Annotated in this window: 20 protein-coding genes and 1 pseudogene; 13 read left to right on the top strand and 8 right to left on the bottom strand. The window is 60.7% G+C overall.

Annotated elements, in window-relative coordinates:
• The first annotated feature begins 107 nt into the window (after positions 1–107).
• The 4 genes from clpX (at position 108) to AWU82_RS23635 (ending at position 6,475) form a co-directional block, all read left to right on the top strand.
• Positions 108–1,391 carry an ATP-dependent Clp protease ATP-binding subunit ClpX gene (clpX, locus tag AWU82_RS23650; protein ID WP_007951558.1) on the top strand — a complete coding sequence of 428 codons (1,284 nt, stop codon included), beginning with the start codon at positions 108–110 and terminating at the stop codon, positions 1,389–1,391.
• A gap of 163 nt (positions 1,392–1,554) precedes the next feature.
• Positions 1,555–3,951: an endopeptidase La gene (gene lon, locus AWU82_RS23645; RefSeq protein WP_064380816.1), complete on the top strand. Its 2,397-nt coding sequence runs from the start codon at positions 1,555–1,557 to the stop codon at positions 3,949–3,951.
• 148 nt (positions 3,952–4,099) lie between these two features.
• Positions 4,100–4,372, top strand: a complete 273-nt coding sequence (locus AWU82_RS23640) for an HU family DNA-binding protein (protein ID WP_002552737.1) — start codon at positions 4,100–4,102, stop codon at positions 4,370–4,372.
• A gap of 231 nt (positions 4,373–4,603) precedes the next feature.
• Positions 4,604–6,475, top strand: a complete 1,872-nt coding sequence (locus AWU82_RS23635) for a SurA N-terminal domain-containing protein (RefSeq protein WP_064380813.1) — start codon at positions 4,604–4,606, stop codon at positions 6,473–6,475.
• A 60-nt stretch (positions 6,476–6,535) separates the two neighbouring features.
• Here the strand turns inward: AWU82_RS23635 and AWU82_RS23630 are convergent, their stop codons facing one another.
• Positions 6,536–7,741, bottom strand: coding sequence for an MFS transporter (locus AWU82_RS23630; RefSeq protein WP_064380810.1), 1,206 nt, complete (start codon positions 7,739–7,741; stop codon positions 6,536–6,538).
• A 122-nt stretch (positions 7,742–7,863) separates the two neighbouring features.
• Here AWU82_RS23630 and AWU82_RS23625 point away from each other — a divergent pair, with 122 nt between their 5' ends.
• The 3 genes from AWU82_RS23625 (at position 7,864) to AWU82_RS23615 (ending at position 10,017) form a co-directional block, all read left to right on the top strand.
• Positions 7,864–8,763 (top strand): LysR family transcriptional regulator, encoded by a 900-nt coding sequence (locus AWU82_RS23625; protein WP_064380806.1) that lies wholly within the window; start codon positions 7,864–7,866, stop codon positions 8,761–8,763.
• Positions 8,764–8,855: 92 nt separating this feature from the next.
• Positions 8,856–9,701: a DUF2242 domain-containing protein gene (locus tag AWU82_RS23620; RefSeq protein ID WP_064380804.1), complete on the top strand. Its 846-nt coding sequence runs from the start codon at positions 8,856–8,858 to the stop codon at positions 9,699–9,701.
• A gap of 127 nt (positions 9,702–9,828) precedes the next feature.
• Entirely contained in the window at positions 9,829–10,017 is a 189-nt protein-coding gene (locus AWU82_RS23615; RefSeq protein WP_139831576.1) for a hypothetical protein, read from the top strand.
• A 4-nt stretch (positions 10,018–10,021) separates the two neighbouring features.
• Here the strand turns inward: AWU82_RS23615 and AWU82_RS23610 are convergent, their stop codons facing one another.
• Both AWU82_RS23610 and AWU82_RS23605 read right to left on the bottom strand, forming a co-directional pair.
• Positions 10,022–11,062 (bottom strand): AraC family transcriptional regulator, encoded by a 1,041-nt coding sequence (locus tag AWU82_RS23610; protein ID WP_064380803.1) that lies wholly within the window; start codon positions 11,060–11,062, stop codon positions 10,022–10,024.
• A gap of 3 nt (positions 11,063–11,065) precedes the next feature.
• Positions 11,066–12,193, bottom strand: coding sequence for a nitrilase-related carbon-nitrogen hydrolase (locus AWU82_RS23605; RefSeq protein ID WP_064380801.1), 1,128 nt, complete (start codon positions 12,191–12,193; stop codon positions 11,066–11,068).
• 205 nt (positions 12,194–12,398) lie between these two features.
• Between AWU82_RS23605 and AWU82_RS23600 the strand changes: the two genes are divergently transcribed.
• Positions 12,399–14,438, top strand: coding sequence for an NADPH-dependent 2,4-dienoyl-CoA reductase (locus tag AWU82_RS23600; protein WP_064380799.1), 2,040 nt, complete (start codon positions 12,399–12,401; stop codon positions 14,436–14,438).
• 41 nt (positions 14,439–14,479) lie between these two features.
• Positions 14,480–15,388 (top strand): 1-aminocyclopropane-1-carboxylate deaminase/D-cysteine desulfhydrase, encoded by a 909-nt coding sequence (locus AWU82_RS23595; RefSeq protein ID WP_064380798.1) that lies wholly within the window; start codon positions 14,480–14,482, stop codon positions 15,386–15,388.
• On the opposite strand, the gene AWU82_RS23590 is transcribed toward AWU82_RS23595, so the two are convergent.
• Positions 15,385–15,939: a cytochrome b gene (locus AWU82_RS23590; protein ID WP_064380796.1), complete on the bottom strand. Its 555-nt coding sequence runs from the start codon at positions 15,937–15,939 to the stop codon at positions 15,385–15,387. The genes AWU82_RS23595 and AWU82_RS23590 overlap by 4 nt on opposite strands.
• A gap of 241 nt (positions 15,940–16,180) precedes the next feature.
• Complete coding sequence (locus tag AWU82_RS23585; RefSeq protein ID WP_139831575.1) at positions 16,181–16,609, bottom strand: hypothetical protein; 429 nt, start codon at positions 16,607–16,609, stop codon at positions 16,181–16,183.
• A gap of 22 nt (positions 16,610–16,631) precedes the next feature.
• On the opposite strand from AWU82_RS23585, the gene AWU82_RS23580 reads away from it, so the two are divergent.
• The gene (locus AWU82_RS23580) at positions 16,632–16,931 is read left to right on the top strand and encodes a hypothetical protein (RefSeq protein WP_190241495.1); all 300 of its coding nucleotides are present in this window, start codon (positions 16,632–16,634) and stop codon (positions 16,929–16,931) included.
• Positions 16,932–17,034: 103 nt separating this feature from the next.
• On the opposite strand, the gene phnX is transcribed toward AWU82_RS23580, so the two are convergent.
• Positions 17,035–17,862, bottom strand: coding sequence for a phosphonoacetaldehyde hydrolase (gene phnX, locus AWU82_RS23575; protein ID WP_064380793.1), 828 nt, complete (start codon positions 17,860–17,862; stop codon positions 17,035–17,037).
• 153 nt (positions 17,863–18,015) lie between these two features.
• A complete protein-coding gene (locus AWU82_RS23570; RefSeq protein WP_064380792.1) occupies positions 18,016–19,125 on the bottom strand; it encodes a 2-aminoethylphosphonate--pyruvate transaminase in 1,110 nt (369 codons plus the stop codon).
• A gap of 113 nt (positions 19,126–19,238) precedes the next feature.
• Here AWU82_RS23570 and AWU82_RS23565 point away from each other — a divergent pair, with 113 nt between their 5' ends.
• A complete protein-coding gene (locus AWU82_RS23565) occupies positions 19,239–20,099 on the top strand; it encodes a LysR substrate-binding domain-containing protein (protein ID WP_064380791.1) in 861 nt (286 codons plus the stop codon).
• Between the two features lie 136 nt (positions 20,100–20,235).
• Here the strand turns inward: AWU82_RS23565 and AWU82_RS23560 are convergent, their stop codons facing one another.
• The gene (locus tag AWU82_RS23560) at positions 20,236–21,108 is read right to left on the bottom strand and encodes a LysR family transcriptional regulator (protein ID WP_064380790.1); all 873 of its coding nucleotides are present in this window, start codon (positions 21,106–21,108) and stop codon (positions 20,236–20,238) included.
• A gap of 289 nt (positions 21,109–21,397) precedes the next feature.
• Between AWU82_RS23560 and AWU82_RS23555 the strand changes: the two genes are divergently transcribed.
• Together AWU82_RS23555 and AWU82_RS23550 are read left to right on the top strand one after the other, a co-directional pair.
• Positions 21,398–22,723, top strand: coding sequence for an MFS transporter (locus tag AWU82_RS23555; RefSeq protein ID WP_064380788.1), 1,326 nt, complete (start codon positions 21,398–21,400; stop codon positions 22,721–22,723).
• Positions 22,724–22,789: 66 nt separating this feature from the next.
• Positions 22,790–24,187 (top strand): annotated as a pseudogene (locus AWU82_RS23550) (FAD-dependent oxidoreductase).

Raw genomic sequence — 24,187 nt, 5'->3', positions numbered from 1 at the left:
GCAACTCAAAATAGGCTTGGTCGGCGCGTCTGATCAGCGGCGGGCTTGAAAAAGCCCGCAATAGCCTTCATCTTGTGTTGCAAGCCTATCGGATTTGGATCGAACGAATGACTGACACCCGCAACGGCGAGGACAACGGCAAGCTGCTCTATTGCTCCTTCTGTGGCAAAAGCCAGCATGAAGTGCGCAAATTGATTGCCGGCCCCTCGGTCTTTATCTGCGACGAGTGCGTCGACCTGTGCAATGACATCATCCGCGAGGAGGTGCAGGAAGCACAGGCCGAAAGCAGCGCGCATAAATTGCCTTCGCCTAAAGAAATCAGCGGCATCCTTGATCAATATGTCATTGGTCAGGAACGTGCCAAGAAGGTTCTGGCGGTAGCGGTATACAACCACTACAAGCGTCTGAACCAGCGTGACAAAAAGGCTGACGACGTCGAACTCGGCAAGAGCAACATCCTGCTGATCGGCCCGACCGGCTCCGGTAAAACCCTGCTGGCCGAAACTCTGGCCCGCTTGCTGAACGTTCCGTTCACTATCGCCGACGCAACCACCCTCACGGAGGCGGGTTACGTGGGTGAAGACGTCGAGAACATTATTCAGAAGCTGTTGCAGAAGTGCGATTACGACGTAGAGAAGGCCCAGATGGGTATTGTCTACATCGACGAAATCGACAAGATTTCGCGCAAGTCCGACAACCCGTCGATCACCCGGGACGTTTCCGGTGAAGGCGTGCAGCAGGCCTTGCTCAAACTGATCGAAGGCACGGTCGCTTCCGTTCCGCCGCAAGGTGGCCGCAAGCATCCGCAACAGGAATTCCTTCAGGTTGATACCCGTAACATCTTGTTCATCTGCGGTGGCGCATTCTCCGGTCTGGAGAAGGTCATTCAGAACCGTTCCACCAAGGGTGGCATCGGTTTCAACGCAGAAGTGCGCAGCAAGGAAGAAGGCAAGAAAGTCGGTGAATCCCTGCGTGAAGTCGAGCCTGACGATCTGGTCAAGTTCGGTCTGATCCCGGAATTCGTCGGTCGTCTGCCGGTTCTCGCGACGCTGGACGAGCTGGATGAGGCTGCTTTGATGCAGATTCTCACCGAGCCGAAAAACGCGCTGACCAAACAGTATGCCAAGCTGTTCGAGATGGAAGGCGTGGATCTGGAATTCCGTTCCGACGCGCTGAAATCGGTCGCCAAGCGTGCCCTGGAGCGCAAAACCGGTGCCCGTGGCCTGCGTTCGATTCTCGAAGGTGTGCTGCTCGACACGATGTATGAAATCCCCTCACAGTCCGAGGTGAGCAAAGTCGTGATCGATGAAAGCGTGATCGAAGGCAAGTCCAAGCCACTGTATATCTATGAAAACAGTGAGCCGGCTGCCAAGGCTGCGCCGGACGCGTAAGCGCCCGGTCTGCCGGAACAAGGAAGGGGCCTTCGGGCCTCTTTTTTTTTATGTCGTTTTTTACATCCGCTTTGCGCTTGTTTTTTTTCAAGTCAGCCCCCATCTTGGTTTCAAGTTTAATTCCATCTGATTACGGCCGTATGGCCGCCGTAGAGGCGAAATCATGAAGACCACCATCGAATTGCCTCTCCTGCCATTGCGTGATGTCGTTGTGTATCCGCACATGGTTATCCCGCTGTTCGTGGGGCGCGAGAAATCCATCGAAGCCCTCGAGGCCGCGATGACGGGCGACAAGCAGATCCTGCTGCTGGCCCAGAGAAATCCGGCTGACGACGATCCCGGTGAAGAAGCTCTCTATCGCGTAGGTACTATCGCCACTGTTTTGCAGTTGCTGAAGCTGCCGGACGGCACCGTCAAGGTTCTGGTCGAGGGCGAGCAGCGTGGTGCTGTGGAGCGCTTCAGCGAAGTTGATGGCCACTGCCGTGCTGAAGTGTCGCTGATCGACGAATTCGATGCCGCCGAGCGCGAATCGGAAGTGTTCGTGCGCAGCCTGCTGTCGCAGTTCGAACAATATGTGCAGTTGGGCAAGAAAGTCCCCGCTGAAGTCCTGTCGTCGCTTAACAGCATCGACGAGCCTGGCCGACTGGTAGATACCATGGCCGCGCACATGGCGCTGAAGATCGAGCAGAAGCAGGAAATCCTCGAAATCATCGATTTGTCGGCCCGGGTCGAGCACGTTCTCGCCTTGCTGGACGCCGAGATCGACCTGCTGCAAGTTGAAAAACGCATTCGTGGCCGCGTCAAAAAGCAAATGGAGCGCAGTCAGCGCGAGTACTACCTGAATGAGCAGATGAAGGCCATTCAGAAAGAGCTCGGCGACAGCGACGAAGGTCACAACGAAATCGAAGACCTGAAAAAGCGTATCGACGCTGCCGGTCTGCCAAAAGATGCCCTGGCCAAGGCCACTGCCGAGTTGAACAAGCTCAAGCAAATGTCGCCGATGTCCGCTGAAGCCACCGTGGTGCGCTCGTACATCGACTGGCTGGTTCAGGTGCCGTGGAAGGCTCAGAGCAAGGTGCGTCTGGACCTGGCCCGGGCCGAAGACATTCTCGACGCCGATCACTACGGCCTGGAAGAGGTCAAGGAACGCATCCTTGAATACCTCGCCGTGCAGAAACGCGTGAAGAAAATTCGTGGCCCGGTGTTGTGCCTGGTCGGTCCTCCGGGCGTGGGTAAAACCTCGCTGGCCGAGTCGATCGCCCATGCCACCAACCGCAAATTCGTGCGCATGGCCCTCGGTGGCGTGCGTGATGAAGCGGAAATCCGTGGTCACCGTCGGACTTACATCGGTTCGATGCCAGGAAGATTGATTCAAAAGATGACAAAAGTGGGTGTGCGCAACCCGCTGTTCCTGCTCGATGAAATCGACAAAATGGGCAGCGACATGCGTGGCGACCCGGCGTCGGCGTTGCTGGAAGTGCTCGATCCGGAGCAGAACCATAACTTCAACGACCACTATCTGGAAGTCGATTACGACCTCTCGGATGTGATGTTCCTGTGCACCTCGAACTCGATGAACATTCCGCCGGCGCTGCTGGACCGGATGGAAGTCATCCGTCTGCCGGGCTACACCGAAGACGAGAAGATCAACATCGCGGTCAAGTACCTGTCGCCGAAACAGATTGCAGCCAACGGCCTGAAGAAGGGCGAGCTGGAATTCGACGAAGAAGCGATCCGCGACATTATCCGTTACTACACCCGCGAAGCCGGTGTGCGTGGCCTCGAGCGGCAGATTGCCAAGGTCTGCCGCAAGGCGGTCAAAGAGCACGCGCTGGAAAAACGCTTCTCGGTAAAAGTGACAGCTGATCTGTTGGAGCATTTCCTCGGCGTTCGCAAGTTCCGCTACGGTCTGGCCGAGCAGCAGGATCAGATCGGTCAGGTGACCGGCCTGGCCTGGACTCAGGTGGGCGGCGAACTGCTGACCATCGAAGCCGCTGTGGTGCCGGGTAAAGGTCAACTGATCAAGACCGGTTCGCTGGGTGACGTAATGGTCGAATCGATCACTGCGGCTCTGACGGTGGTGCGCAGCCGTGCCAAGAGCCTGGGCATTCCCCTGGACTTTCACGAGAAGCGTGACACCCACATTCACATGCCGGAAGGCGCGACGCCAAAAGACGGCCCGAGCGCTGGTGTAGGCATGTGTACTGCGCTGGTGTCGGCGTTGACCGGTATTCCTGTGCGTGCCGATGTCGCCATGACCGGCGAGATCACCCTGCGTGGTCAAGTTCTCGCCATTGGTGGTCTGAAGGAAAAACTGCTGGCCGCTCACCGTGGCGGAATCAAGATCGTGATTATTCCGGAAGAGAACGTGCGTGATCTGAAGGAGATTCCTGACAATATCAAGCAGGATCTGCAGATCAAACCGGTTAAATGGATTGACGAGGTCCTGCAAATTGCGCTGCAATACGCGCCGGAGCCCTTGCCGGATGTGGCTCCGGAGATAGTTGCCAAGGACGAAAAACGTGAGTCTGACTCTAAGGAAAGAATTAGCACGCATTAATACGCTTTTGCCTGGGGGGCTTCCTTGACAGCTTTTTAGAGCCCTTGTTATAAAGCGGCTCTTAAGTGTCTGTAGGCCATTCAGCACTCGTTTTTGCTTTCACCAAAAAACTTAGAATCATACTCAAATAGATATAAGGGGACTTAGAGTGAACAAGTCGGAACTGATTGATGCTATCGCTGCATCCGCTGATATCCCGAAAGCTGCTGCTGGCCGTGCGCTGGACGCTGTAATCGAATCCGTCACTGGCGCTCTCAAGGCCGGCGACTCCGTTGTTCTGGTTGGTTTCGGTACTTTCTCCGTGACTGATCGTCCAGCTCGCATCGGTCGTAACCCACAGACCGGCAAGACTCTGGAAATCGCGGCAGCCAAAAAGCCAGGTTTCAAAGCCGGTAAAGCCCTGAAAGAAGCCGTCAACTAAGTTTGATTCAGGATTTTACCCATCCGGGTCGGGGTCATGCCTGACTTGGCAGCGGAGCGGTAGAGCAGGTAGTTGAAACAGTTGCCTGTCACACCGGGATCGAGGGTTCGAGCCCTGTCCGCTCCGCCAGTTACGAGAAGGCGCATCCTCGGATGCGCCTTTCTTCTATCCGGATTCTACCCACACTCCACGGTTGCCAAATTTTGAAGTTCAACCGTTTCTGGGGGACGCATGCTGCAGAATATCAGGGACAATTCACAAGGCTGGATTGCCAAGACCATTATCGGAGTCATCGTTGCACTGATGGCCCTGACCGGTTTCGACGCCATTTTCCAGGCCACGACTCACAAGAATGAGGCGGCCAAGGTCAACGGTGAAGAAATCAGCCAGAACGAGCTGAGCCAGGCGGTGGATATGCAACGCCGTCAGCTGATGCAACAACTGGGCAAGGATTTCGACGCTTCCTTGCTGGACGAAAAAATGCTGCGCGAATCGGCCCTCAAGGGTCTGATCGATCGCAAGCTGCTGCTGCAAGGCGCAGAACAATCGAAATTCGCTTTCTCCGAAGCGGCCCTGGACCAAGTGATCCTGCAGACGCCTGAATTCCAGGTCGACGGCAAGTTCAGCTCCGACCGTTTCGATCAGGTGATCCGTCAACTGGGCTACAGCCGCATGCAGTTCCGCCAGATGCTGGCTCAGGAAATGCTGATCGGCCAACTGCGCGCCGGTGTGGCGGGCAGCGGTTTCGTGACCGACGCTCAGGTGCTGGCCTTCGCCCGTCTGGAAAAACAGACCCGCGACTTCGCCACGCTGAACATCAAGGCTGACCCTTCGGCCGTGAAGCTGACCGATGACGAGGTCAAGGCTTACTACGACGAGCACGCCAAGGAATTCATGACCCCGGATCAAGTGGTCATCGATTACCTGGAATTGAAGAAGTCTTCGTTCTTCGATCAGGTCGCCGTCAAGGACGAAGACCTGCAGGCGGCGTATCAGAAAGAGATCGCCAACCTGTCGGAACAGCGTCGTGCGGCGCACATTCTGATCGAAGTCAACGACAAGACCACCGAGGCCCAGGCCAAGGCGAAGATCGAAGAAGTCCAGGCGCGTCTGGCCAAGGGCGAGAAATTCGAGGCGCTGGCCAAGGAGTTCTCGCAGGATCCGGGTTCGGCCAACAACGGCGGTGACCTCGGTTATGCCGGTCCTGGCGTTTACGATCCAGCCTTTGAGAAAGCCCTGTATTCGCTGAACAAGGATCAGGTTTCCGAGCCGGTTCGCACCGACTTCGGTTTCCATCTGATCAAGCTGCTGGGTGTCGAGGCGCCTGAAGTGCCGACCCTGGCCAGCCTGAAAGACAAGCTGACCCGCGAGCTGAAAACCCAGCAAGTCGAGCAGCGTTTCGTCGAGGCGACCAAGCAACTGGAAGACTCTTCGTTCGAAGCCTCCGACCTGGCCCAGCCAGCGCAGGATCTGAAACTGACCGTGCACACCTCCAAGCCGTTCGGCCGTGAAGGTGGCGAAGGCGTTGCAGCCAACCGTGCTGTAGTGACTGCCGCGTTCAGCACCGAAGTGCTGGAAGAGGGTGCCAACAGCACCGCCATCGAGCTGGATCCGGAAACCGTGATCGTGCTGCGCGCCAAGGAGCATCTGAAGCCTGCTCAATTGCCGCTGGAAAGCGTGGCCACCGCCATTCGCGCCCAGTTGACCAAAGAGCACGCCAGCGCGGCTGCCAAGACCAAGGCGGAGCAACTGATCGCCAGTCTGCGTGATGGCAAGACCCCGCTGGACAAGGCGGTGGATGGTCAGAGCTGGAAAGTCACTGAAGCGGCGAACCGCGCTCAGGAAGGCGTTGACCCGGCGGTGCTGCAAGCACTGTTCCGCATGCCTAAGCCGGCTGCCAAGGACAAGCCGACCTTCACCAGCGTGACGCTGGCGGATGGCAGCCTGACCATCGTGCGCCTGAACGGCGTGAACGAAGCAGCGGCTCCGACCGATGAAGAGAAAGCGCAATACCGTCGCTTCCTCGCATCGCGTGTGGGTCAGCAAGACTTCGCGGCGTACCGCAAGCAGCTGGAAGCCGAAGCCGACATCAAGCGTTTCTGATGCCTGGCTGAGCCGCAAGACCCGAGCCCCGGATGAAAATCCGGGGCTTTTTTGTGCGCGCTATCCCGCGTTCGGGAAGCCATGACTTCGGGCATTGACGGTCGCATGCAGAGTCAGCAGCAACAGACCTGCGACCAGCCACGGGTAACTCCCGACGCCCGGGTTGTTCAGCAACAGGCCTCCCGCAAGCCCGCCGCCGGCAATGCCGACATTCCACAGGGTCACCAGCATCGATTGCGCGGTATCGGCAGCCTCCCTGGCGGTTTTCGCCAGGGCCGTCTGCAACAGTGAGGGCATCGCGCCGAATGCCAGGCCCCAGACAGCGGTAGCGGTGTAGACCACTCCCGGCGATTCGCGCCATAGCCCCAGTGCGATCGCCGACAGCAGGAACAACAGGGTGCTGGCCAGTACCAGCTGACGCAGCCAGCGATCAATCAGGCTGCCGACGATCCATATGCTCAGTACCGATGCCAGACCGAAAACCAGAAGCACCCGGTCGATTTCTACGCCAAGTCCCGATGGCTCCAGAAATGGCGCGATATAGGTGTACAGAAGGTTGTGCGCGACGACGTAGGACAAAGTCACAAACAACACGGATCGCACGCCCGGCAAGGTAAACACCTGACGCAGTGGCAGGCGCTTTCCGGCGCGTTCACCGGCGAAGTCCGGTACTTGCCAACGCACCCAGATCACCAACAGCACGGTCAGCCCGGTCATGATCGCGAAGCTCAGGCGCCAGCCGACTGCCGTGCCCAGCAGCGTCCCGGCCGGAATGCCCAGCGACAGCGCAAGCGGCGCCCCGAGCATGGCCACCGTAATCGCCCGGCCTTGCAAGTGAGGTGTGACCATCCGGCTCGCGTACCCCGCCAGCAAAGCCCAGAGCAGCCCCGCGAACACGCCTGCGATCAAGCGTGCAATCAGGGTCAGCCAGTACAGCTCGGACAACGCAGTGATGCTGTTGGCGATGGCAAACCCGCTAATGGCCGCCAGCAACAGCGGGCGCCGACGCCAGCCCCGTGTGGCAATGGTGAGCGGAATCGCCGCCAGCATCGAACCGATGGCGTACAGCGTGACCAGTTGCCCGATCAGGGCTTGAGAGACATCAAGCCCCGCGCTCATTTGCGGCAGCAGGCCGGCGGGCATCGCCTCGGTCAGCACGGTGATGAACCCGGCGGTGGCGAGCGCTAGCAATGCGCCCAGCGGTAATCGTTCCGCGGGCTCGACCGTGCCGGCGAGCGAGGGGGAAGTGAGTGGCGCATCGTTCATGGGCGGGTTTCCATTTTGCCAAAGGAGACGAAGGCCATAGGTTAGGGCGCTGCACATTCGGGAAAAACAGGTTAGGGTTCCGAACATCTCGGACAAGAATGTCGCGAATCAGGGAGGGATGAATGGACAGCCTGGGCAGTATTTCAGTGTTTGTGCAGGTGGCGGAAACCCGCAGCTTTACCGAGGCCGGCCGCTTGCAGGGCGTGTCCTCGTCGGCGGTTGGCAAAAGCATCGCCCGCCTGGAAGCTCGACTCAATGTGCGCTTGTTTCACCGCACCACCCGCAGCATCACGCTGACCAGCGAAGGCGCGCTGTTTCTTGAACGTTGCCGCAAGATCCTCGCCGAAGTGGAGGCGGCGGAATTTGAACTGTGCGATGCCGCAGCGGCGCCTCACGGCAAGTTGCGGGTCAGCCTGCCGCAGGTGCATGACCTGGTGATGCCGGTCATGAACGAGTTCATGGCGTTGTACCCGCAGATCGAACTGGATCTGGACCTGACCGATCGCATGGTCGATGTGGTTGAAGAAGGCTTCGATGCGGTGATCCGGACGGGTAAACCGCGAGATTCGCGACTGATGGCACGACCGTTGGGCGAGTTTCACATGGTGTTGGTGGCCAGTCCTGCGTACCTGCGCGAGCGCGGCGAACCGCTGACCCCGGCTGATCTGGCGGAGCACGCCTGCCTGCGCCATACGTTTCACGCCACCGGCAAACTGGAGTCCTGGCCGTTCAAACGCGAGGAGGGCGCTCCTGAGCCGATCTTGCCGACACGCCTGGTCAGTACGTCGATCGAAGCCGTGCGGCATGCAGCGCTGGCGGGCATGGGCATCGCTTGTCTGCCGGATTTCATGATCTTCGAGGCGCAGCAGCAGGGTCGCCTGCAGCGCGTGCTCGATGAGCATCTGGAGCACGTCGGGCAGTTCTGGGTCCTGTGGCCATCAAGCCGGCATGCAACCGCCAAATTGCGCGTGTTCATCGATCATTTATCGGCGCGACTTTTTCCTGTCGTCCATGACCGGTAGAGTTGTAACTGTTTTAAGACACTAATCCATACGCCGCGGGGCAGCGATCTGTTGCACAATACGCCCCGGACCGTTTTCCCTCAGGATGTTTAATGTTGAATTCTATTCCCGTGCGTTTCATCGGGTTGGCGTTGTTGCTGACCGCCGCTGCCGGCTGCTCCAAGGACAAGCCTATCTACGAGCATGAGAATTTCGACGACTCCGGCACCTTTTCGCGCAATTACCCGGTGACCGACACCGCCAGTTGCGAAGCGGCCCGCCGAGCGTTGCTCAGCCAGGGCTACATCATTACCAGCAATGACCCGAAACTGGTCAGCGGCCACAAGAGCTTCCAGCAGACCGGCGAAACCCATCTGGAGATCAGCTTCAACGTGGTGTGCGCCGATGATGGCAGCGCCGGCCATCACGCCACCGTGTTCGCCAACGCCTTGCAGGACCGCTATGCGCTGAAGAAGACCAACAACTCGGCCAGCCTCGGTGTCGGCGTATTGGGCTCGGTGTCGATGCCGATCGGCTCGTCTGACGATTCGATGGTCAAGGTGGCCAGCGAAACCGTGTCTTCGCAGAAGTTCTACGAACGTTTCTTCACTCTGGTCGAGCTGTTCCTGCCAGCCGACGCGAAGAAAGCTGCGCATATCACCGAAAAACCGAAGACCGATCTGGGTGTGCCGGAAGCCAAGGCGGCGCCGGCTCCGTTGGCTCCAGCCCCTGCGACTGAACCCACCCCGGCGCCCGCTGCGGCGCCAACGCCAGCGCCTGCAGAGGCAACCCCGGTGAGCTCCGAACCGGTAGCCCCGCCGGCCGAAGCTGCACCGATCACTCCGGCACCGGTTGCCGAGCCTGCGCCCGCAACGGAAACCATCACCCCTCCGGCCAACCCGACGGACATTCCGCCGCCGTCCGAGCCGATTCCGGCCATGCCTGCGTCCGGGCAGTAAACTTCACGCCACGCCTCCGGCTCCTGTCGGACGCGTGGCGTTTTGTTGTCTCCCTTGAGCTTCTTCCTGCCAGCCCCGTCGAAAAATATCCCGCGATAAATCCCTGACCGCCTGCTACGTTTATTTCATGAAGGCCGTGTTTCATTTTTCCTTCACACGGGCACTTTATGCTCGAGGCGCTGGTCATTTGTTCCAGGCCATTTCAAGCAAGCGTCAGGGGGATTACGCAATGGATGACTATCAAGAAGAACTGCTGGAATTCCAGGCCTTTGAGCTGGATTCACCAGAGCCTGCGGAAGACGCCACCGAGCTGTGAGGCGTCAGCCTGTCTTGCGGTGACTACGGCGAAATTCGCCCGGAGTCTGGCCGTTCCAGCGCTTGAAGGCGCGCTGGAAAGCTTCGGCCGAGGCAAAGCCCAGCAAGTAGGCAATTTCACCGAATGCCAGTTCGGTGTCGCGTATGTAGGTCATCGCCAGATCACGGCGGGTGTCATTGAGGATCGCGCGAAACTGCGTGCCTTCTTCGGCCAGCTTTCGCCGTAACGTCCAGGTCGGCAGCTTCAAACGTGCCGCCACTTCTTCCAGGTCCGGTTCCCGGCCACCATTGAGCAACGGCCCGAGCAATTGCGTGATGCGTTCGCGCAGGCTGCGGGTGCGGGTCAGTTGTTCCAGTTCCCGTTCACACAAGCCGAGCAAATGTTTCCAGGTGCTGGGGCAATGCTCCGGGTTGCGTCGGGCCAGGTCGGTGAGGCTCAGACGCAGTTGATTGTGTTCGGCGCCAAACTGGATCGGGCATTCACCGAGCACCGCATAAGCGTCGCGATAATCCGGGGTGTCAAATTCGATCTCGATCCGTTCAGCGCGCAACGGTTCGGGGCTGATGCTGGACAGCTGATGCAGCCAGCCAGCGATGATCGAATCCACCACAAAGCGGTTGTAGGCGTTGTACGGGCTGATGGAATAGAACCGCAGCCACGCACCGCTGGCGTCCTCGTGGAAACTCGACTGGCCGCGATAATTGGAGCCGTACAAGGGTTCGAAGCGCGTCAGGCAGCGCGCGGCTTCGCGCACGGTCGGGGCCTGCGCGGCAGTCACACCGGCCAGCCCCGCCTGACTCAAGCGACTGAGTTGGCCCATGCGCAAACCCAATGCCGGATCGCCAGTCAGCTGGATCGCGCCATGTCCCAGGCGCATGTAGCGCGGGATCGACAGGCGCGCTCCGGCTTCGGCCAGCCGGGCGGCATCCAGGCCGTACTGTTCGAGCAAGGGAAGGGGATCGATGTCATGGCTGCGCACGGCATCGGCCAGGCTGTGGACGAAGCCCACTGACAGATCCCCAAGACGCATCGGCAGCGGCTTCACGGGTTACAACCAGAGGTTCAGCAGGCGCGCGCCACGGGCTTCGCTGTCGGCGAATTGCTGGCCGTTGCTACTGAGGAAACTTTGCCCGGCGCTCGGCTTGTCCCAGAACTGCCCGCGCAGAAACACACTCATACCGGCCTGCGCCTTGCTGGCCGGCGGTTGCGCGGTCAGGGTCAGTTGGTGCCAGGCTTGGCCTACACTGACTGCTCCTGGTTTCAGGCTGACCGAGTCCGGCACGCTCGAGCCTTTGTAACCCTTCCAGGGTTGATCCCACACGCCATGACCGACGACAAACGCGGGCACCGCGATCAGCTGCGCGCCTTGCTCGTCGAGTTTGCGGTAGTTGTCCGGGTACCAGCTGTCGTTGCCGATCAACACGCCGAGGCGTCCGGCCGGGGTGTCGATCACATTGATCCGCGACGCTTCGCGGGTGCCGGAGTCATCCTGATCGAAGACCGGACGCATCTGCCGCTGCGGCTGGCCGAGCGGGGCACCGTCGCGACCGAACACCACCGTGCTGTTGTACAGCGCGCCACTGCCGGCCTTGAGCCGGCCGTCGGTGATGTTCGGTTCAGGCAACACGATCGTGCCGGCCACCAGAGTGACGTGGAACTCCTTGGCCAAACCACCGAACAGCGCCTGATAGTCCTTGGCCATGTCCCGGGACTTCATGCGCAGGTGCGCGTCATCCAGACGGCTGCTGCCCTTGGCGGTGAGCCAGGCGCGAGCAAACTGCACCGGGTTGCTCGCTGCCAGCCAGTTCATCGCTTCGGCGAGGGTGGCGGCCTGGTACAGCTCGTCTTTTTCGCCGCTGATCATCAGCCAGGTGCCGACATGCTCCGGCAGGATGACCACGGTTTTTTCATTCAACAGCCCCTGATCCTGCGCCTGCTGCAAATAGGCGGCGAGCTTGCGGTGCAGGCGTTCGGGGCTTTGGTAGTCGGTGGGGAACAGCTCGGGCTGGATGCCCAGCAGGTTGCCACGGTCGGCGGGCGTGCCCTGATCGACCGCGAGTTTGATCCGCAGGTCCGACAGGTAATGACCGGCCGGACGGTCAGCCGCCCACATGGCGTAGAAGGTGAGTGCGGCGATGAGCGCCATGGAAAAAGTCAGGTACAGAAGTTTGCGCATGAAATCCAACAACAACCGGGTACAGGGTGTGCGGACAGGGTAGGGCGCCAGCCCCGGCTTGCCAAGGGGTGCTGCGCATTTGGATCAATAACTTGTCAGTTACGGTCATTGAGTGACAGCGAGGCGACTCCTAATCTGTCGAGCATGACTGACGGGGGACGCAGAGCTCCCGCATTTTCCGTGATCGCTCGCTGTGGAGTTAACGATGACCGCCACTCAATACCCGCACCTGTTGGCCCCGCTGGACCTGGGCTTCACCACGTTGCGCAACCGCACCCTCATGGGCTCGATGCACACTGGCCTTGAAGAGAAACCGGGCGGTTTCGAACGCATGGCGGCGTATTTCGCCGAGCGTGCCCGTGGCGGCGTTGGCCTGATGGTCACCGGCGGTATCGGTCCGAACGACGAGGGCGGCGTGTATTCCGGTGCAGCCAAGCTGACCATCGAGGAAGAAGCGCTCAAACACCGCATCGTCACGCGCGCCGTGCACGAGGCGGGCGGCAAGATCTGCATGCAGATCCTCCACGCCGGCCGTTATGCCTACAGTCCGAAACAGGTCGCGCCGAGCGCCATTCAGGCGCCGATCAACCCGTTCAAGCCCAAAGAGCTGGACGAGGAAGGCATCGAGAAGCAGATCCGCGATTTCGTCACCTGCTCGGTACTGGCCCAGACCGCCGAGTACGACGGCGTGGAAATCATGGGCTCGGAAGGTTATTTCATTAACCAGTTCCTCGCCGCTCACACCAACCACCGCACCGACCGTTGGGGCGGCAGCTACGAAAACCGCATGCGCCTGCCGGTGGAGATCGTTCGCCGGGTGCGTGAAGCGGTGGGCCCGAACTTCATCATCATCTTCCGTCTGTCGATGCTCGATCTGGTGGAAGGTGGCAGCACCTGGGAAGAAATCGTCACCCTGGCAAAAGCCATCGAGCAGGCCGGCGCGACCCTCATCAACACCGGCATCGGCTGGCACGAAGCGCGGATCCCGACCATCGCCACCAAAGTGCCGCGTGCGGCGTTCAGCAAGGTCACGGCCAAGCTGCGCGGTTCGGTGAATATTCCGCTGATCACCACCAACCGCATCAACACCCCGGAAGTCGCCGAGCAGATCCTCGCTGAAGGCGATGCCGACATGGTCTCGATGGCGCGGCCATTCCTCGCCGATCCGGACTTCGTCAACAAGGCCGCCGAAGGCCGCGCCGACGAAATCAATACCTGCATCGGCTGCAACCAGGCCTGCCTCGATCACACCTTCGGCGGCAAGCTCACCAGCTGCCTGGTCAACCCGCGTGCCTGCCACGAAACCGAGCTCAATTACCTGCCGGTCAAGCAGATCAAGAAAATCGCCGTGGTCGGTGCCGGTCCTGCCGGTCTGTCTGCCGCCACCGTGGCCGCCGAGCGCGGGCATCAGGTGACCTTGTTCGATTCGGCCAGCGAGATCGGTGGCCAGTTCAATGTCGCCAAACGTGTGCCGGGCAAGGAAGAGTTCTACGAAACCCTGCGTTACTTCAAACGCAAGTTGCAGACCACCAACGTTGAGGTGTGTCTGAACACCCGCGTCGATGTGGCAAAACTGGTCGAGGGCGGTTACGACGAAGTCATCCTCGCGACCGGCATTGCGCCGCGTCTGCCGGCGATTCCGGGTGTCGACAACGCCAAAGTGCTGAGCTATCTGGATGTGCTGCTCGAGCGCAAACCGGTCGGCAAGCGTGTGGCGGTGATTGGTGCCGGCGGTATCGGTTTCGACGTGTCGGAATTCCTCGTCCATGAAGGCGTGGCCACCAGTCAGGATCGCGCCGCGTTCTGGAAAGAGTGGGGCATCGACACGAATCTGGAAGCCCGTGGTGGCGTGGCCGGGATCAAGGCTGCACCGCACGCACCAGCGCGTGACGTGTTCCTGCTGCAACGCAAGAAATCCAAGGTCGGTGACGGCCTGGGCAAGACCACCGGCTGGATTCACCGCACCGGTTTGAAGAACAAGCAGGTGCAGATGCTCAACAGCGTCGAATACCTGAAGATCGACGACGAAGGCCTGCACATCCGCATCGGCGAAACCGGCGAGCCGCAAGTGCTGCCGGTGGACAACATCGTCATCTGCGCCGGCCAGGATCCGCTGCGCGAGCTGCACGACGGTCTGGTGGCAGCCGGGCAGAGAGTGCACCTGATCGGCGGCGCCGATGTGGCGGCCGAACTGGATGCCAAACGTGCGATCAATCAGGGTTCGCGTCTGGCCGCCGAGCTCTGATCCACCCTAGAATGCCGGCTCTTTGCACAGAGCCGGCCTTCATGTTTCTGCCTCCCACCGACTGGCTACCTCAAGCCCCACTCGAACCGCTTCATCTGGACTGGCTCACCGCCGCCGGCATTGAAGTCGCGATCCTGCGCCTGGACTTGATTGATCCGCTGATCAGCGGCAACAAGTGGTTCAAACTTGTAGAACACCTCAAAGCCGCCGACCGCGCGGGTGCCGAAGGCATCATCAGCCTGGGCGGTGCGCATTCCAATCATCTGCATGCATTGGCGGCTGCGGGCAAGCGCCTGGGATTCACGACGGTCGGGCTGTTGCGCGGGCATCCGCAGGACACGCCGACGGTCAGGGATCTGCACGACTTCGGCATGCAACTGCACTGGCTCGGTTACGGCGGTTATCGGGCGCGGCACGAACCGGGGTTCTGGCAGCCTTGGCGAGAGCAATATCCGACGCTGCACCCGGTGCCCGAAGGGGGCGGTGGTCTGCCGGGTGCGCAGGGTTGCGCGGCGCTGAAGGATCAAGTCAGTGAACAACTCGGCAAGTTCGGCTGGGACGACTATCACGGTTGGTGGCTGGCCTGTGGCACGGGCACCACGCTCGCGGGATTGGTGTTGGCCGAGGCCGGACAACATGCGGTGTACGGCGCAATGGCCGTGCCCGACGATCACGGCGTCGCGGCCAATGTCGAGGCGATTGTCGGCGAAACCGGAGGGTATGAGTTGATCGACGCCAGCCGCGGCGGCTTCGCCAAGGTCGATCCGGCGCTGCTTGAATTCATTTTGCAAACCGAACAGGCCAGCGGCATTCCCCTCGAGCCGCTGTACACCGGCAAGGCCATGCTGGCGCTCAAGCAACAGATCGAGGCGGCTCGCTTGGCCCGGGGTTCACGCTTGATCTTCGTCCACACCGGCGGCTTGCAGGGCCGGCGCGGATTCGACGGCTAACCCTGGCTGCGCTTGGGCATCATCCGCAGCAACGTGTTATCGCGCACCACGTAATGGTGATAGATCCCCGCCAGCGCATGCAGACCGATCAGCCAGTAGCCAATCGTGCTGATCAGTACGTGCCAATATTCAACCTGTTTGGCAAAGGCCTTGTCTTCACTCACCAGCAACGGCAGGTCGAAACCGTAGAACATCACCTGATGGCCCTCGGCGCTGGTGATCAGCCAGCCGAGGATCGGCATGCTGATCATGAACAGGTACAAGGCCCAGTGCATCAAGCGTGCGAGGATGGTTTGCCACGGTGGCGAGGCCGGGAAGATTTTCGGCGCCGGGCCCAGGCTGCGGGCGAACAGGCGAAACCAGACCAGCACGAATACCGTCAGCCCAAGCATGTAATGCACTTCGCGGATCAGCGTGCGGCCGCCGCTGCCCTTGGGAAACAGACCACGCAATTCCATGCTGGCGTACACCAGTACCAACAGCACCAGCATCAACCAGTGCAACAGGATCGACACGGTGCTGTAACGGGATTCGGAATTTGTCCACGGCATACGGCGTTCCTCACGGTTCAGGGCTCAAGCGTGCCGTTCTGTGACGGCATGCCTTAACTGTAATCGTATTAAGGTCATTCTTCCTCCACGATCCGGTTTTTTATTGATGCACATCATTGGCATTGCAGTGACATGATCCCTGCGCTGACGGGGTGGCTGTAACAAGGCATTGTTTATATTTTGTATTTGCGAAAGTTTGAGTGCGTGAAGCCATGTGGTTATTGTTGGGCGCAGTCGATAGTTAAAGTTCGGCTCGATAAATAAACCAATAGCGTCGTTCAAGGATGCTGTACTGGAAAAAGGATTCAGCAATGGCTTTTAATGTTCTTCTTAATAATAAACATGGCTGTATTGTCAAAAAAGCAATGGCTAAGGCGCCTGTACCCAGACCAAAACCGCGGCCTGCGGTTACGCAACCCCCCAAGCCGGCGAGCAAGCCATCCGTTCCGCCCGTCAAGCCATCCGTTCCGCCCGTTAAGCCACCTGTGCAGCCGGTAAAGCCTCCAGTGAAACCCGGCGTACCGCCAGTCAAACCAGCTGTGCCTCCGGTCAAGCCACCGGTAAAACCTGCTTCTCCCGCCAGGCCTGTTTCGCCAGCTAGCAAGCCTCCTGTGGCGCCGAGCAAGCCAGTCGCCGTCGCCAGGCCGCCAATGCCGTGGCCTACGCTCAATATCAATGTGGATCCTGTGGCGTTGATCAATTTGCTGAATGCGATTGGAAACAGCCGTCATCCAGATGGCTCCACGTTGTTGGCCGACGGAAGTCTGGTAAATGCGCAACAGACGGCAGTGACGCGTCCGGACGGGATCATTCAGCATATAGACGGCAGGGTTGAACACCCCGACGGACGTATTGTGTGGCCAGACAATACAATCGAATATCCCGATGGACGCATCGTCTGGGCCGACGGAACCGAACAACTGGCAGATGGTTCGGTGAAGTATCCGGACGGGCTCAATTTTGATGCGCAGGGTAACTTGGTTTCTGAGTAATCCGGTTGTAATGACTGTGGGTTGAAAGTTGTCTCTTCAAAAGTTTGTAATCTATAAATAAAAGGCCGCCTGCTTTTATCGGCTGGCGGCCTTTTTTGTCAGGTTAGTTGTTTTGCGGCATTTCCCCTTTGGTCAGGCGCCGGTTGATGTCAGCGATCACTTCCGGCAGATCGCTGATGGTGTCGATCATGTAGTGCGGGCGTGAGCCTTCGAACAGCGCGTGAATGCGCTTGCGTTCGCTGGCCAGCGCGTCGCTGCCCAATGCGCGGTAGCCCTCGTAATCCAGACCCAGCGCGTTGCCGGAACAAATCAGCGCCACGGTCCACATCCCGGCACTACGGCCTTCAAGAATGCCCGGCACGGTGTCGTCGATCTTCACGCAGGCGGCGACATCGTCGATGCCCAGCGCAATCACGTTGGCCAGCGCCTGCGCCGGCCATGGACGACCGTTCGGCACTTCGTCGGTGGCCACGACGTGGTCGGCGACGTAGCCATTGGTGGCGGCCAGTGCCACGACCTTGTCCATCACTTGCTTTGGATAGCCCGAGCAGGAACCGATCTTGATCCCTTGCTGGCGCAGGTTGGCGATGGTCTCCAGCGCACCGGGAATCAGCGCCGAGTGCTCGGCGATTTTCTCGATCTGCAGCGGCATGAAGCGGTTGTAGATCGCGGTCACGTCATCGTCGGTAGGGGTGCGACCGAACGCCTTGCGATAGCGCTCGGCAACCTGCGGCTGATTGCACAGGGTGCGGATGTGATCCCACTTGCCCATGCCCATCGGGCCACGGGCCTCTTCGATGGAGACCAGGACATCGAACTCGGCGAAGGCTTCGACGAAGATCTGGGTCGGTGCGAAGGAACCGAAATCGACCACGGTGCCGGCCCAGTCGAGGATGGCGGCTTGCAGCTGGGTTGGGTTGTTGTAGTTCATGGCAAAAATTCCTGTGATAACACGCAATTCGGAGTTCGCTGTCCCTGTGGGAGCGGGCTTGCCCGCGATGGCGGTCTGACATTCACCATTGATGTCGACTGCCAGGGCCTCATCGCGGGCAAGCCCGCTCCCACAGGGGATTTGAGGTGTGGTTTAAATCTCTAACACTTCCATCTCGCGCAGCACTTCACCCACCGCCGCGACGGCTTCGCGCATCTGCGCCGGGGTGACGTGGCCGATGCAGCCGACGCGGAAGGTTTCGACCTGGGTCAGCTTGCCGGGGTAGAGGATGTAACCCTTGGCCTTGACCCGTTCGTAGAACTCCTTGAACTGGTAACGCGGATCTTTCGGTGCGTGGAAGGTCGCGATGATCGGCGCCTGAATCGCAGCAGGCAGGAAACTGCGCAAACCGAGCTTGCCCATCTCTTCCATCAGCGCCTGGCAGTTGGCGGCGTAGCGCGCATGTCGCGCCGGCAGGCCGCCTTCTTCGTTGTATTGCAGCAGCGCTTCGTGCAGCGCCGCGACCACGTGGGTCGGCGGGGTGAAGCGCCACTGGCCGGTTTTTTTCATGTAGCTGTGTTGGTCGAACAGGTCCATCGCCAGCGAATGCGAATTGCCGGCGGCTGCGGCCAGGGATTCCTTGCGGGCGAACACGAAGCCCATGCCCGGTACGCCTTCCAGGCATTTGCCGGAGGCGGCAATCAGCGCGTCGAACGGGACTTTTTGCGCGTCCACCGGCAACGCGCCGAACGAGCTCATGGCATCAATGATCAAGCGTTTGCCGTGCTGCTCTACAACCTGGGCGATTTCCGGCAGCGGATTGAGGATGCCGGTGCTGGTTTCGCAGTGGATCAGCGCGACGTGGGTAATGTCGCTGTCGGCGCGCAGCAGCCGGTCGACGTCGGCGGCGGTGGTCGGTTCGTCTTCAGCGGTTTCGAAGGTGCTGAACGAGCGGCCGAGCACTTCGCAGATTTTCGCCAGACGCTTGCCGTAGGCGCCGTTGATCAGCACCAGCACCTTGCCGTCGCGGGGGACGAGGGTGCCGATCGCGGCTTCGACGGCAAAGGTGCCGCTGCCCTGCAACGGTACGCAGTGGTGGCTGTCGGCGCCGTTGAGAATCGCCAGCAGTTGTTCGCACAGGCTGGCGGTCAATTGGTTGAAGCGGTCATCCCATGAACCCCAGTCGACCATCATCGCCTGGCGGGTGCGGGCCGAGGTGGTCAACGGGCCGGGAGTGAGCAGGATGGGTGCGGCAGTACTCATTCGTGTGTCCTCGCGATAGCGCTGTGGGATGAAGCTACGGGGGCTACGTTGCAATTCGGCGGATCATCAATCAAATTGTTTGTTGTTATGCCAGCCATCAGTGAGGGTTATTCATGAATCTGTTCCAGCTCCGCGCCTTCGACGCCGTGGCCCGGGAAGGCAGCTTCACCCGTGCCGCCGCTCGCCTGTTCATCAGCCAACCGGCGGTCACCGGGCACATCAAGGCGCTGGAAGAGCATTACCAGATCACCCTGTTACGACGCACGGCGCGCCGGGTCGAGCTGACCGAGGAGGGCACCAAACTGGCAGCGATCACCCGGGCGATGTTCGGCATGGCGGAAGAGGCTCAGGCGCTGCTTGAGGCCAATCGGCAATTGCTCACCGGACGTCTTGAGGTGGCGGCGGATGGCCCGCACTTGGTCATGCCGATGCTCGCCAGCCTGCGGGCGCGCTATCCGGGGATCACCGTGAATCTGCGATTGGGCAATGCCCAGGAAACGTTGGCGGCGTTGTTGTCCGAGCATGCTGACGTGGCGGTGCTGACCGAAGTCGAACCGCGCAAAGGGCTGCATCTGCAAGCGCTGAGTGAATCGCGGATTTGCGCGCTGGTGCCGGCGGGGCATCCGTGGGCGGCTCGCAGTGGCGAGGTCAGGCTCAAGGAGCTGGATCAGGTGATCATGGTGTTGCGCGAGCCGAGTTCGATTACCCGGCGCACCTTTGATCAGGCCTGTGCGCAGGCGTCGGTCAGCCCACGGGTGTTGCTGGAACTGGATAGCCGCGAGGCGGTGACGGAGGCGGTGGCGGCTGAGTTGGGGGTTGGCGTGGTTTCATCGGTGGAGGTCAGTCATGACCCCCGTGTCGTTGCGGTTCCCATCGTGGGAGAAGGGCTGGTGAACCGGCACATGATCGGCTGCGTGGAGCGGCGGCGGGAGTTGCGGTTGATTCAGGCGTTTTTCGGGTTGGCCCCCAACTGATCACCACCAGATCGTTCCCACGCTCTGCGTGGGAACGCCTCAAGGGACGCTCCGCGTTCCAGCTCTCGAATAGGACGCGGAGCGTCCCGGGCTGCATTCCCACGCGGACGGTTCGACGCCTCGACGTGGGAACGATCTAGACGAGGCTTTCGCGCACCATCTCGAGAAACGTCGCCACCACCCTCCGCGAACTCTGCTCGCGCAGGCATACCAGTGTTTCGGTCAAGCGCCGAGTGCAATCGGTGATCGGCAACGCGCAAACCCTTGAGTCCGCACCAAACTCCGCCGCCGACACCACCCCCACGCCAATCCCCACCACCACTGCCTCTCGCGCGGCTTCCCGGCCTTCGACCTGGATCGCCGGGCGGATGCGGAAGCCGGCGCGGGCCATTTCTTCTTCCAGGGTCTGGCGAGTCACCGAGCCGTGTTCGCGCAGCACCAGCGGCGTGTCGTCCAGATCTTCCAGACAGATCGACTCGCGCTCGGCCCACGGATGATGGCGCGAGACAAACGCCACCATTGGATCGTTACGCAGCGGCACGCACAACAGGCGTTCATCGCTGACATCGCGCCCCAGCAACGCCAGATCGGCCTGATAGTTGAACAGGCGAAACAGCGACTCATCGGTGTTACCGGTCTCGATCTTCACGCTGATCCCCGGATAGCGCTCACAAAACCGGGCAATCTGCGGCAACACATGCACCGGGGCATCCACCGCCAGAATCAGGCTGCCGGTCTGCAAGGCCTGGGATTCCTGCAGCAACTCCTGGGCTTCGGCCTCGACCACGAACAGACGCTGGGTGATTGCCAGCAAGCGTTCGCCCAAATCGGTCAGGCGCACCGAGCGTTTGTTGCGATGGAACAGCAACACGCCGAAGCGTTCTTCCAGCTTGCGCACCTGGTCGGAAATCGCCGGTTGCGTCAGATAAAGCCGCTCGGCGGCCTTGGTGAAGCTTCCGTGCACGGCCACGGCGTGAAAGGCTTTGAGCTGGGCGTGTGAAACCGACATGGCTGATTCCTCGTTTACAGGCGAACTTCAGTAACAAGCTGAGCTTATGTGTGAAATACGATAAATCGATTTTATTTATTAAACAGTAATTGCTTTGATCGGCTCACGCCAACGCTGACTGCCCGGTCGGGCAGCGACGCTGGCCATGAGCCTGTGCGTGCAACACCAGGACTCATCTGACCGGTATCACCGAAGGGACGGGGTGATATCGCAGTGCTCAACAATAAAAAACACAGGCGTTTACTTATCGATTCTGCCGGCACACTCACACCCTGAGGTCAGAACCACAATGAACAAGCACATCGGCACCCTTGCGCGTTGGCGCATGCAGATCTTCGCTGTCACCTGGCTCGCTTACGCCGCGTTCTATTTCACCCGCAAAGCCTTTTCGGTGGCCAAACTGGGCATCGCCGAAGACCCCAGCTTCACCCTCGACAAAATGGCCATGGCCAACCTCGACGCGATTTACCTGGCGGCCTACGCCATCGGCCAGTTCACCTGGGGCATGCTCGCCGACCGCTTCGGCCCACGGGTCGTGGTGCTTGGCGGGTTGCTGATTTCCGCTGCGGCAGCGCTGGTGATGGGCAGCTTCGCCACCTTGCCGATCTTCGCCACTTGCATGCTGATTCAGGGGCTGGCGCAGTCCACCGGTTGGTCGGGGTTGTGCAAGAACCTCGGTAGTTTTTTCCCTTCGGAACAGCGCGGGCGAGTGCTCGGGTTGTGGAGTTCCTGCTACGCCTTCGGTGGATTGGTGGCCTCGCCGTTCGCCGGTTGGTGGGCGTACACGCTGGTCGGCACCTGGCACGCGGCGTTCATTTCCAGTGCGGCGGTGGTCGCGGCGGTGGCGGTGTTGTTCTTCATCTTTCAGCGCAACAAACCGGAAGATGTCGGCCTGCCGGCGGTGGAACCGGAGCCGGTCATCAGCGCCGAGGAAGCCGAAGCCAACAGCAAACTCAGCGTGTGGGAGCCGCTCAAGGAAATCCTGCGCAACCGCACGGTGCTGGTGCTGGGTCTGGCGTATTTCCTGTTGAAACCGGCGCGTTACGCGATTCTGCTCTGGGGCCCGGTGATCGTGTTCGAACAGATGCCCTCGGTCGGCAAGGTCGGCGCGGCGATCATCCCCACGGCGTTTGAACTGGCCGGTCTCCTGGGTCCGATCATGATCGGCCTGGCCTCGGACAAACTGTTCGGCGCCCGACGCATGCCGGCCTGCGTGTTGAGTCTGCTGGCATTGACCGTGACGCTGGCGCTGTTCATGGGCGCCTTGCACACCGGCAGCGTGATGCTGGTGGTCGCATTGTTGTTCGTAATGGGCCTGACCCTGTACGGCCCGGACTCGATGATCAGCGGCGCGGCGGCGATCGATTTCGGCAAGGCCAAGGCCGGCGCCACGGCGGCGGGATTCGTCAACGGCTGCGGCTCGGTCGGTGCGGTGCTCGGTGGTTTGCTGCCGGGTTACTTCGACTCGGTGACCGTGTTCATCGTGTTCGCCGGTTGCGCGCTGTTCTCGGCGCTGGTGCTGATTCCGCACTGGAACAGTCGCCCGGTCGGCGTCATGGAACCGCGCGCCTACGTGCCCAATCGCGCCCTGACCGTCAAACCCCTGCGTAACTGAAACCCCTTGCCTCGCGGCCTGCTGCGGCACTCGCGGCAGGCTGTGCCGTGGCCGACTGACTGGAGAATGTTCATGAGACCGTTTTGGCTGGAGCAGGCTTTGCAGCTCGATACGTCCGAACCTTGCCCGCCGCTGCAAGGCGATGTGCGCACTGATGTGTGCATCGTCGGCGGCGGTTACACCGGGTTGTGGACGGCGATCATGCTCAAGCAGCAGAACCCCGAACTCGATGTGTTGCTGATCGAAGCCGACATTTGCGGCGCCGGCGCCAGTGGGCGCAACGGCGGTTGTGCGCTGTCGTGGTCGGCGAAGTATTTCACCCTGGAGCGGCTGTTCGGCGTCGAAGAGGCGGTGCGGCTGGTCAAGGAGTCGGAACGCAGCATCCACGCCATCGGCGAGTTCTGTGAGTAGTACGGCGTGGATGCCGATTACCGCCTCGATGGCACGCTTTACACCGCCACCAACCGCGCGCAATGCGGCTCCACCGACGCGGTGATTGCGGCGCTGGAGCGCAATGGCATCAACTCGTTTACCCAGCGGCCGGTCGCCGATGTACAGCGCATGGCCGGTTCGGCAAAACACCTGGAGGGCTGGTTCTCGCCGGCCGCCGCCAGTGTGCAGCCGGGCAAATTGGTGCGTGGCTTGCGCCGGGTGGCGTTGCAGTTGGGCGTGCGAATTCACGAAAGCACGGCGATGACCGGGCTGGAGGAGGGCCGTCCGGCGCGCCTTCACACGGCGAACGGCCGGGTGACCGCCGACCGCGTGGTGCTGGCGATGAATGCGTGGATGGCCCGCGCTTTCCCGCAGTTCGAGCGCAGCGTGGCGATTGTCTCCAGCGACATGCTGATCACCGAACCGCGTCCGGATCTGTTGCAGGAAATCGGTTTGACCAGCGGCGTCACCGTGCTCGACTCGCGGATTTTCGTGCACTACTACCACAACACCCCGGACGGCCGGATCATGCTCGGCAAGGGCGGCAACACCTTCGCTTACGGCGGGCGGATGCTGCCGGTGTTCGACCAGCCCTCGCCCTATACCGGACTGCTCAAGCGCAGCCTCGACGACTTCTTCCCGGCGTTCGCCGATGTGAAGGTCGACGCAACCTGGAACGGCCCTTCGGATCGCTCGGTCACCGGCCTGCCGTTTTTCGGCCAGATGAGTGACAGCGGCAACGTGTTCTACGGTTTCGGTTATTCCGGCAGCGGCGTCGGACCCTGCCACATGGGCGGGCAGATTCTCGCCTCGCTGGTGCAGGGCCTCGACAACCCGTGGACGCGTTCGCCGCTGGTCAACGGGCCGCTGGGATACTTTCCGCCGGAGCCGATCCGCTACCTCGGCTCGCTGATGGTGCGCAACGCCATTCGCCGCAAGGAACGCGCCGAGGATCACGGTCGGCGGCCTCGGCACCTTGACGTGCGTCTGGCGAAATTCGCGGCGGCAGCGGGCAAGGCCGACAAGGCTTGA

Origin of the sequence: Pseudomonas glycinae (assembly GCF_001594225.2) — a bacterium.
GTDB lineage: Bacteria > Pseudomonadota > Gammaproteobacteria > Pseudomonadales > Pseudomonadaceae > Aquipseudomonas > Aquipseudomonas glycinae.
This window is presented reverse-complemented; position numbering and strand designations above follow the sequence as displayed.

What these genes read in the sequence shown, in the direction of transcription:
- AWU82_RS23615 (WP_139831576.1), top strand. Translation starts at nt 9,829, where the DNA reads ATGAAGGCCGTGTTTCATTTTTCCTTCACACGGGCACTTTATGCTCGA.
- AWU82_RS23630 (WP_064380810.1), bottom strand. Translation starts at nt 7,741, where the DNA reads ATGAACGATGCGCCACTCACTTCCCCCTCGCTCGCCGGCACGGTCGAG.
- AWU82_RS23625 (WP_064380806.1), top strand. Translation starts at nt 7,864, where the DNA reads ATGGACAGCCTGGGCAGTATTTCAGTGTTTGTGCAGGTGGCGGAAACC.
- AWU82_RS23635 (WP_064380813.1), top strand. Translation starts at nt 4,604, where the DNA reads ATGCTGCAGAATATCAGGGACAATTCACAAGGCTGGATTGCCAAGACC.
- AWU82_RS23570 (WP_064380792.1), bottom strand. Translation starts at nt 19,125, where the DNA reads ATGAGTACTGCCGCACCCATCCTGCTCACTCCCGGCCCGTTGACCACC.
- AWU82_RS23620 (WP_064380804.1), top strand. Translation starts at nt 8,856, where the DNA reads ATGTTGAATTCTATTCCCGTGCGTTTCATCGGGTTGGCGTTGTTGCTG.
- AWU82_RS23565 (WP_064380791.1), top strand. Translation starts at nt 19,239, where the DNA reads ATGAATCTGTTCCAGCTCCGCGCCTTCGACGCCGTGGCCCGGGAAGGC.
- lon (WP_064380816.1), top strand. Translation starts at nt 1,555, where the DNA reads ATGAAGACCACCATCGAATTGCCTCTCCTGCCATTGCGTGATGTCGTT.
- AWU82_RS23560 (WP_064380790.1), bottom strand. Translation starts at nt 21,108, where the DNA reads ATGTCGGTTTCACACGCCCAGCTCAAAGCCTTTCACGCCGTGGCCGTG.
- AWU82_RS23605 (WP_064380801.1), bottom strand. Translation starts at nt 12,193, where the DNA reads ATGCGCAAACTTCTGTACCTGACTTTTTCCATGGCGCTCATCGCCGCA.
- phnX (WP_064380793.1), bottom strand. Translation starts at nt 17,862, where the DNA reads ATGAACTACAACAACCCAACCCAGCTGCAAGCCGCCATCCTCGACTGG.
- clpX (WP_007951558.1), top strand. Translation starts at nt 108, where the DNA reads ATGACTGACACCCGCAACGGCGAGGACAACGGCAAGCTGCTCTATTGC.
- AWU82_RS23555 (WP_064380788.1), top strand. Translation starts at nt 21,398, where the DNA reads ATGAACAAGCACATCGGCACCCTTGCGCGTTGGCGCATGCAGATCTTC.
- AWU82_RS23595 (WP_064380798.1), top strand. Translation starts at nt 14,480, where the DNA reads ATGTTTCTGCCTCCCACCGACTGGCTACCTCAAGCCCCACTCGAACCG.
- AWU82_RS23590 (WP_064380796.1), bottom strand. Translation starts at nt 15,939, where the DNA reads ATGCCGTGGACAAATTCCGAATCCCGTTACAGCACCGTGTCGATCCTG.
- AWU82_RS23600 (WP_064380799.1), top strand. Translation starts at nt 12,399, where the DNA reads ATGACCGCCACTCAATACCCGCACCTGTTGGCCCCGCTGGACCTGGGC.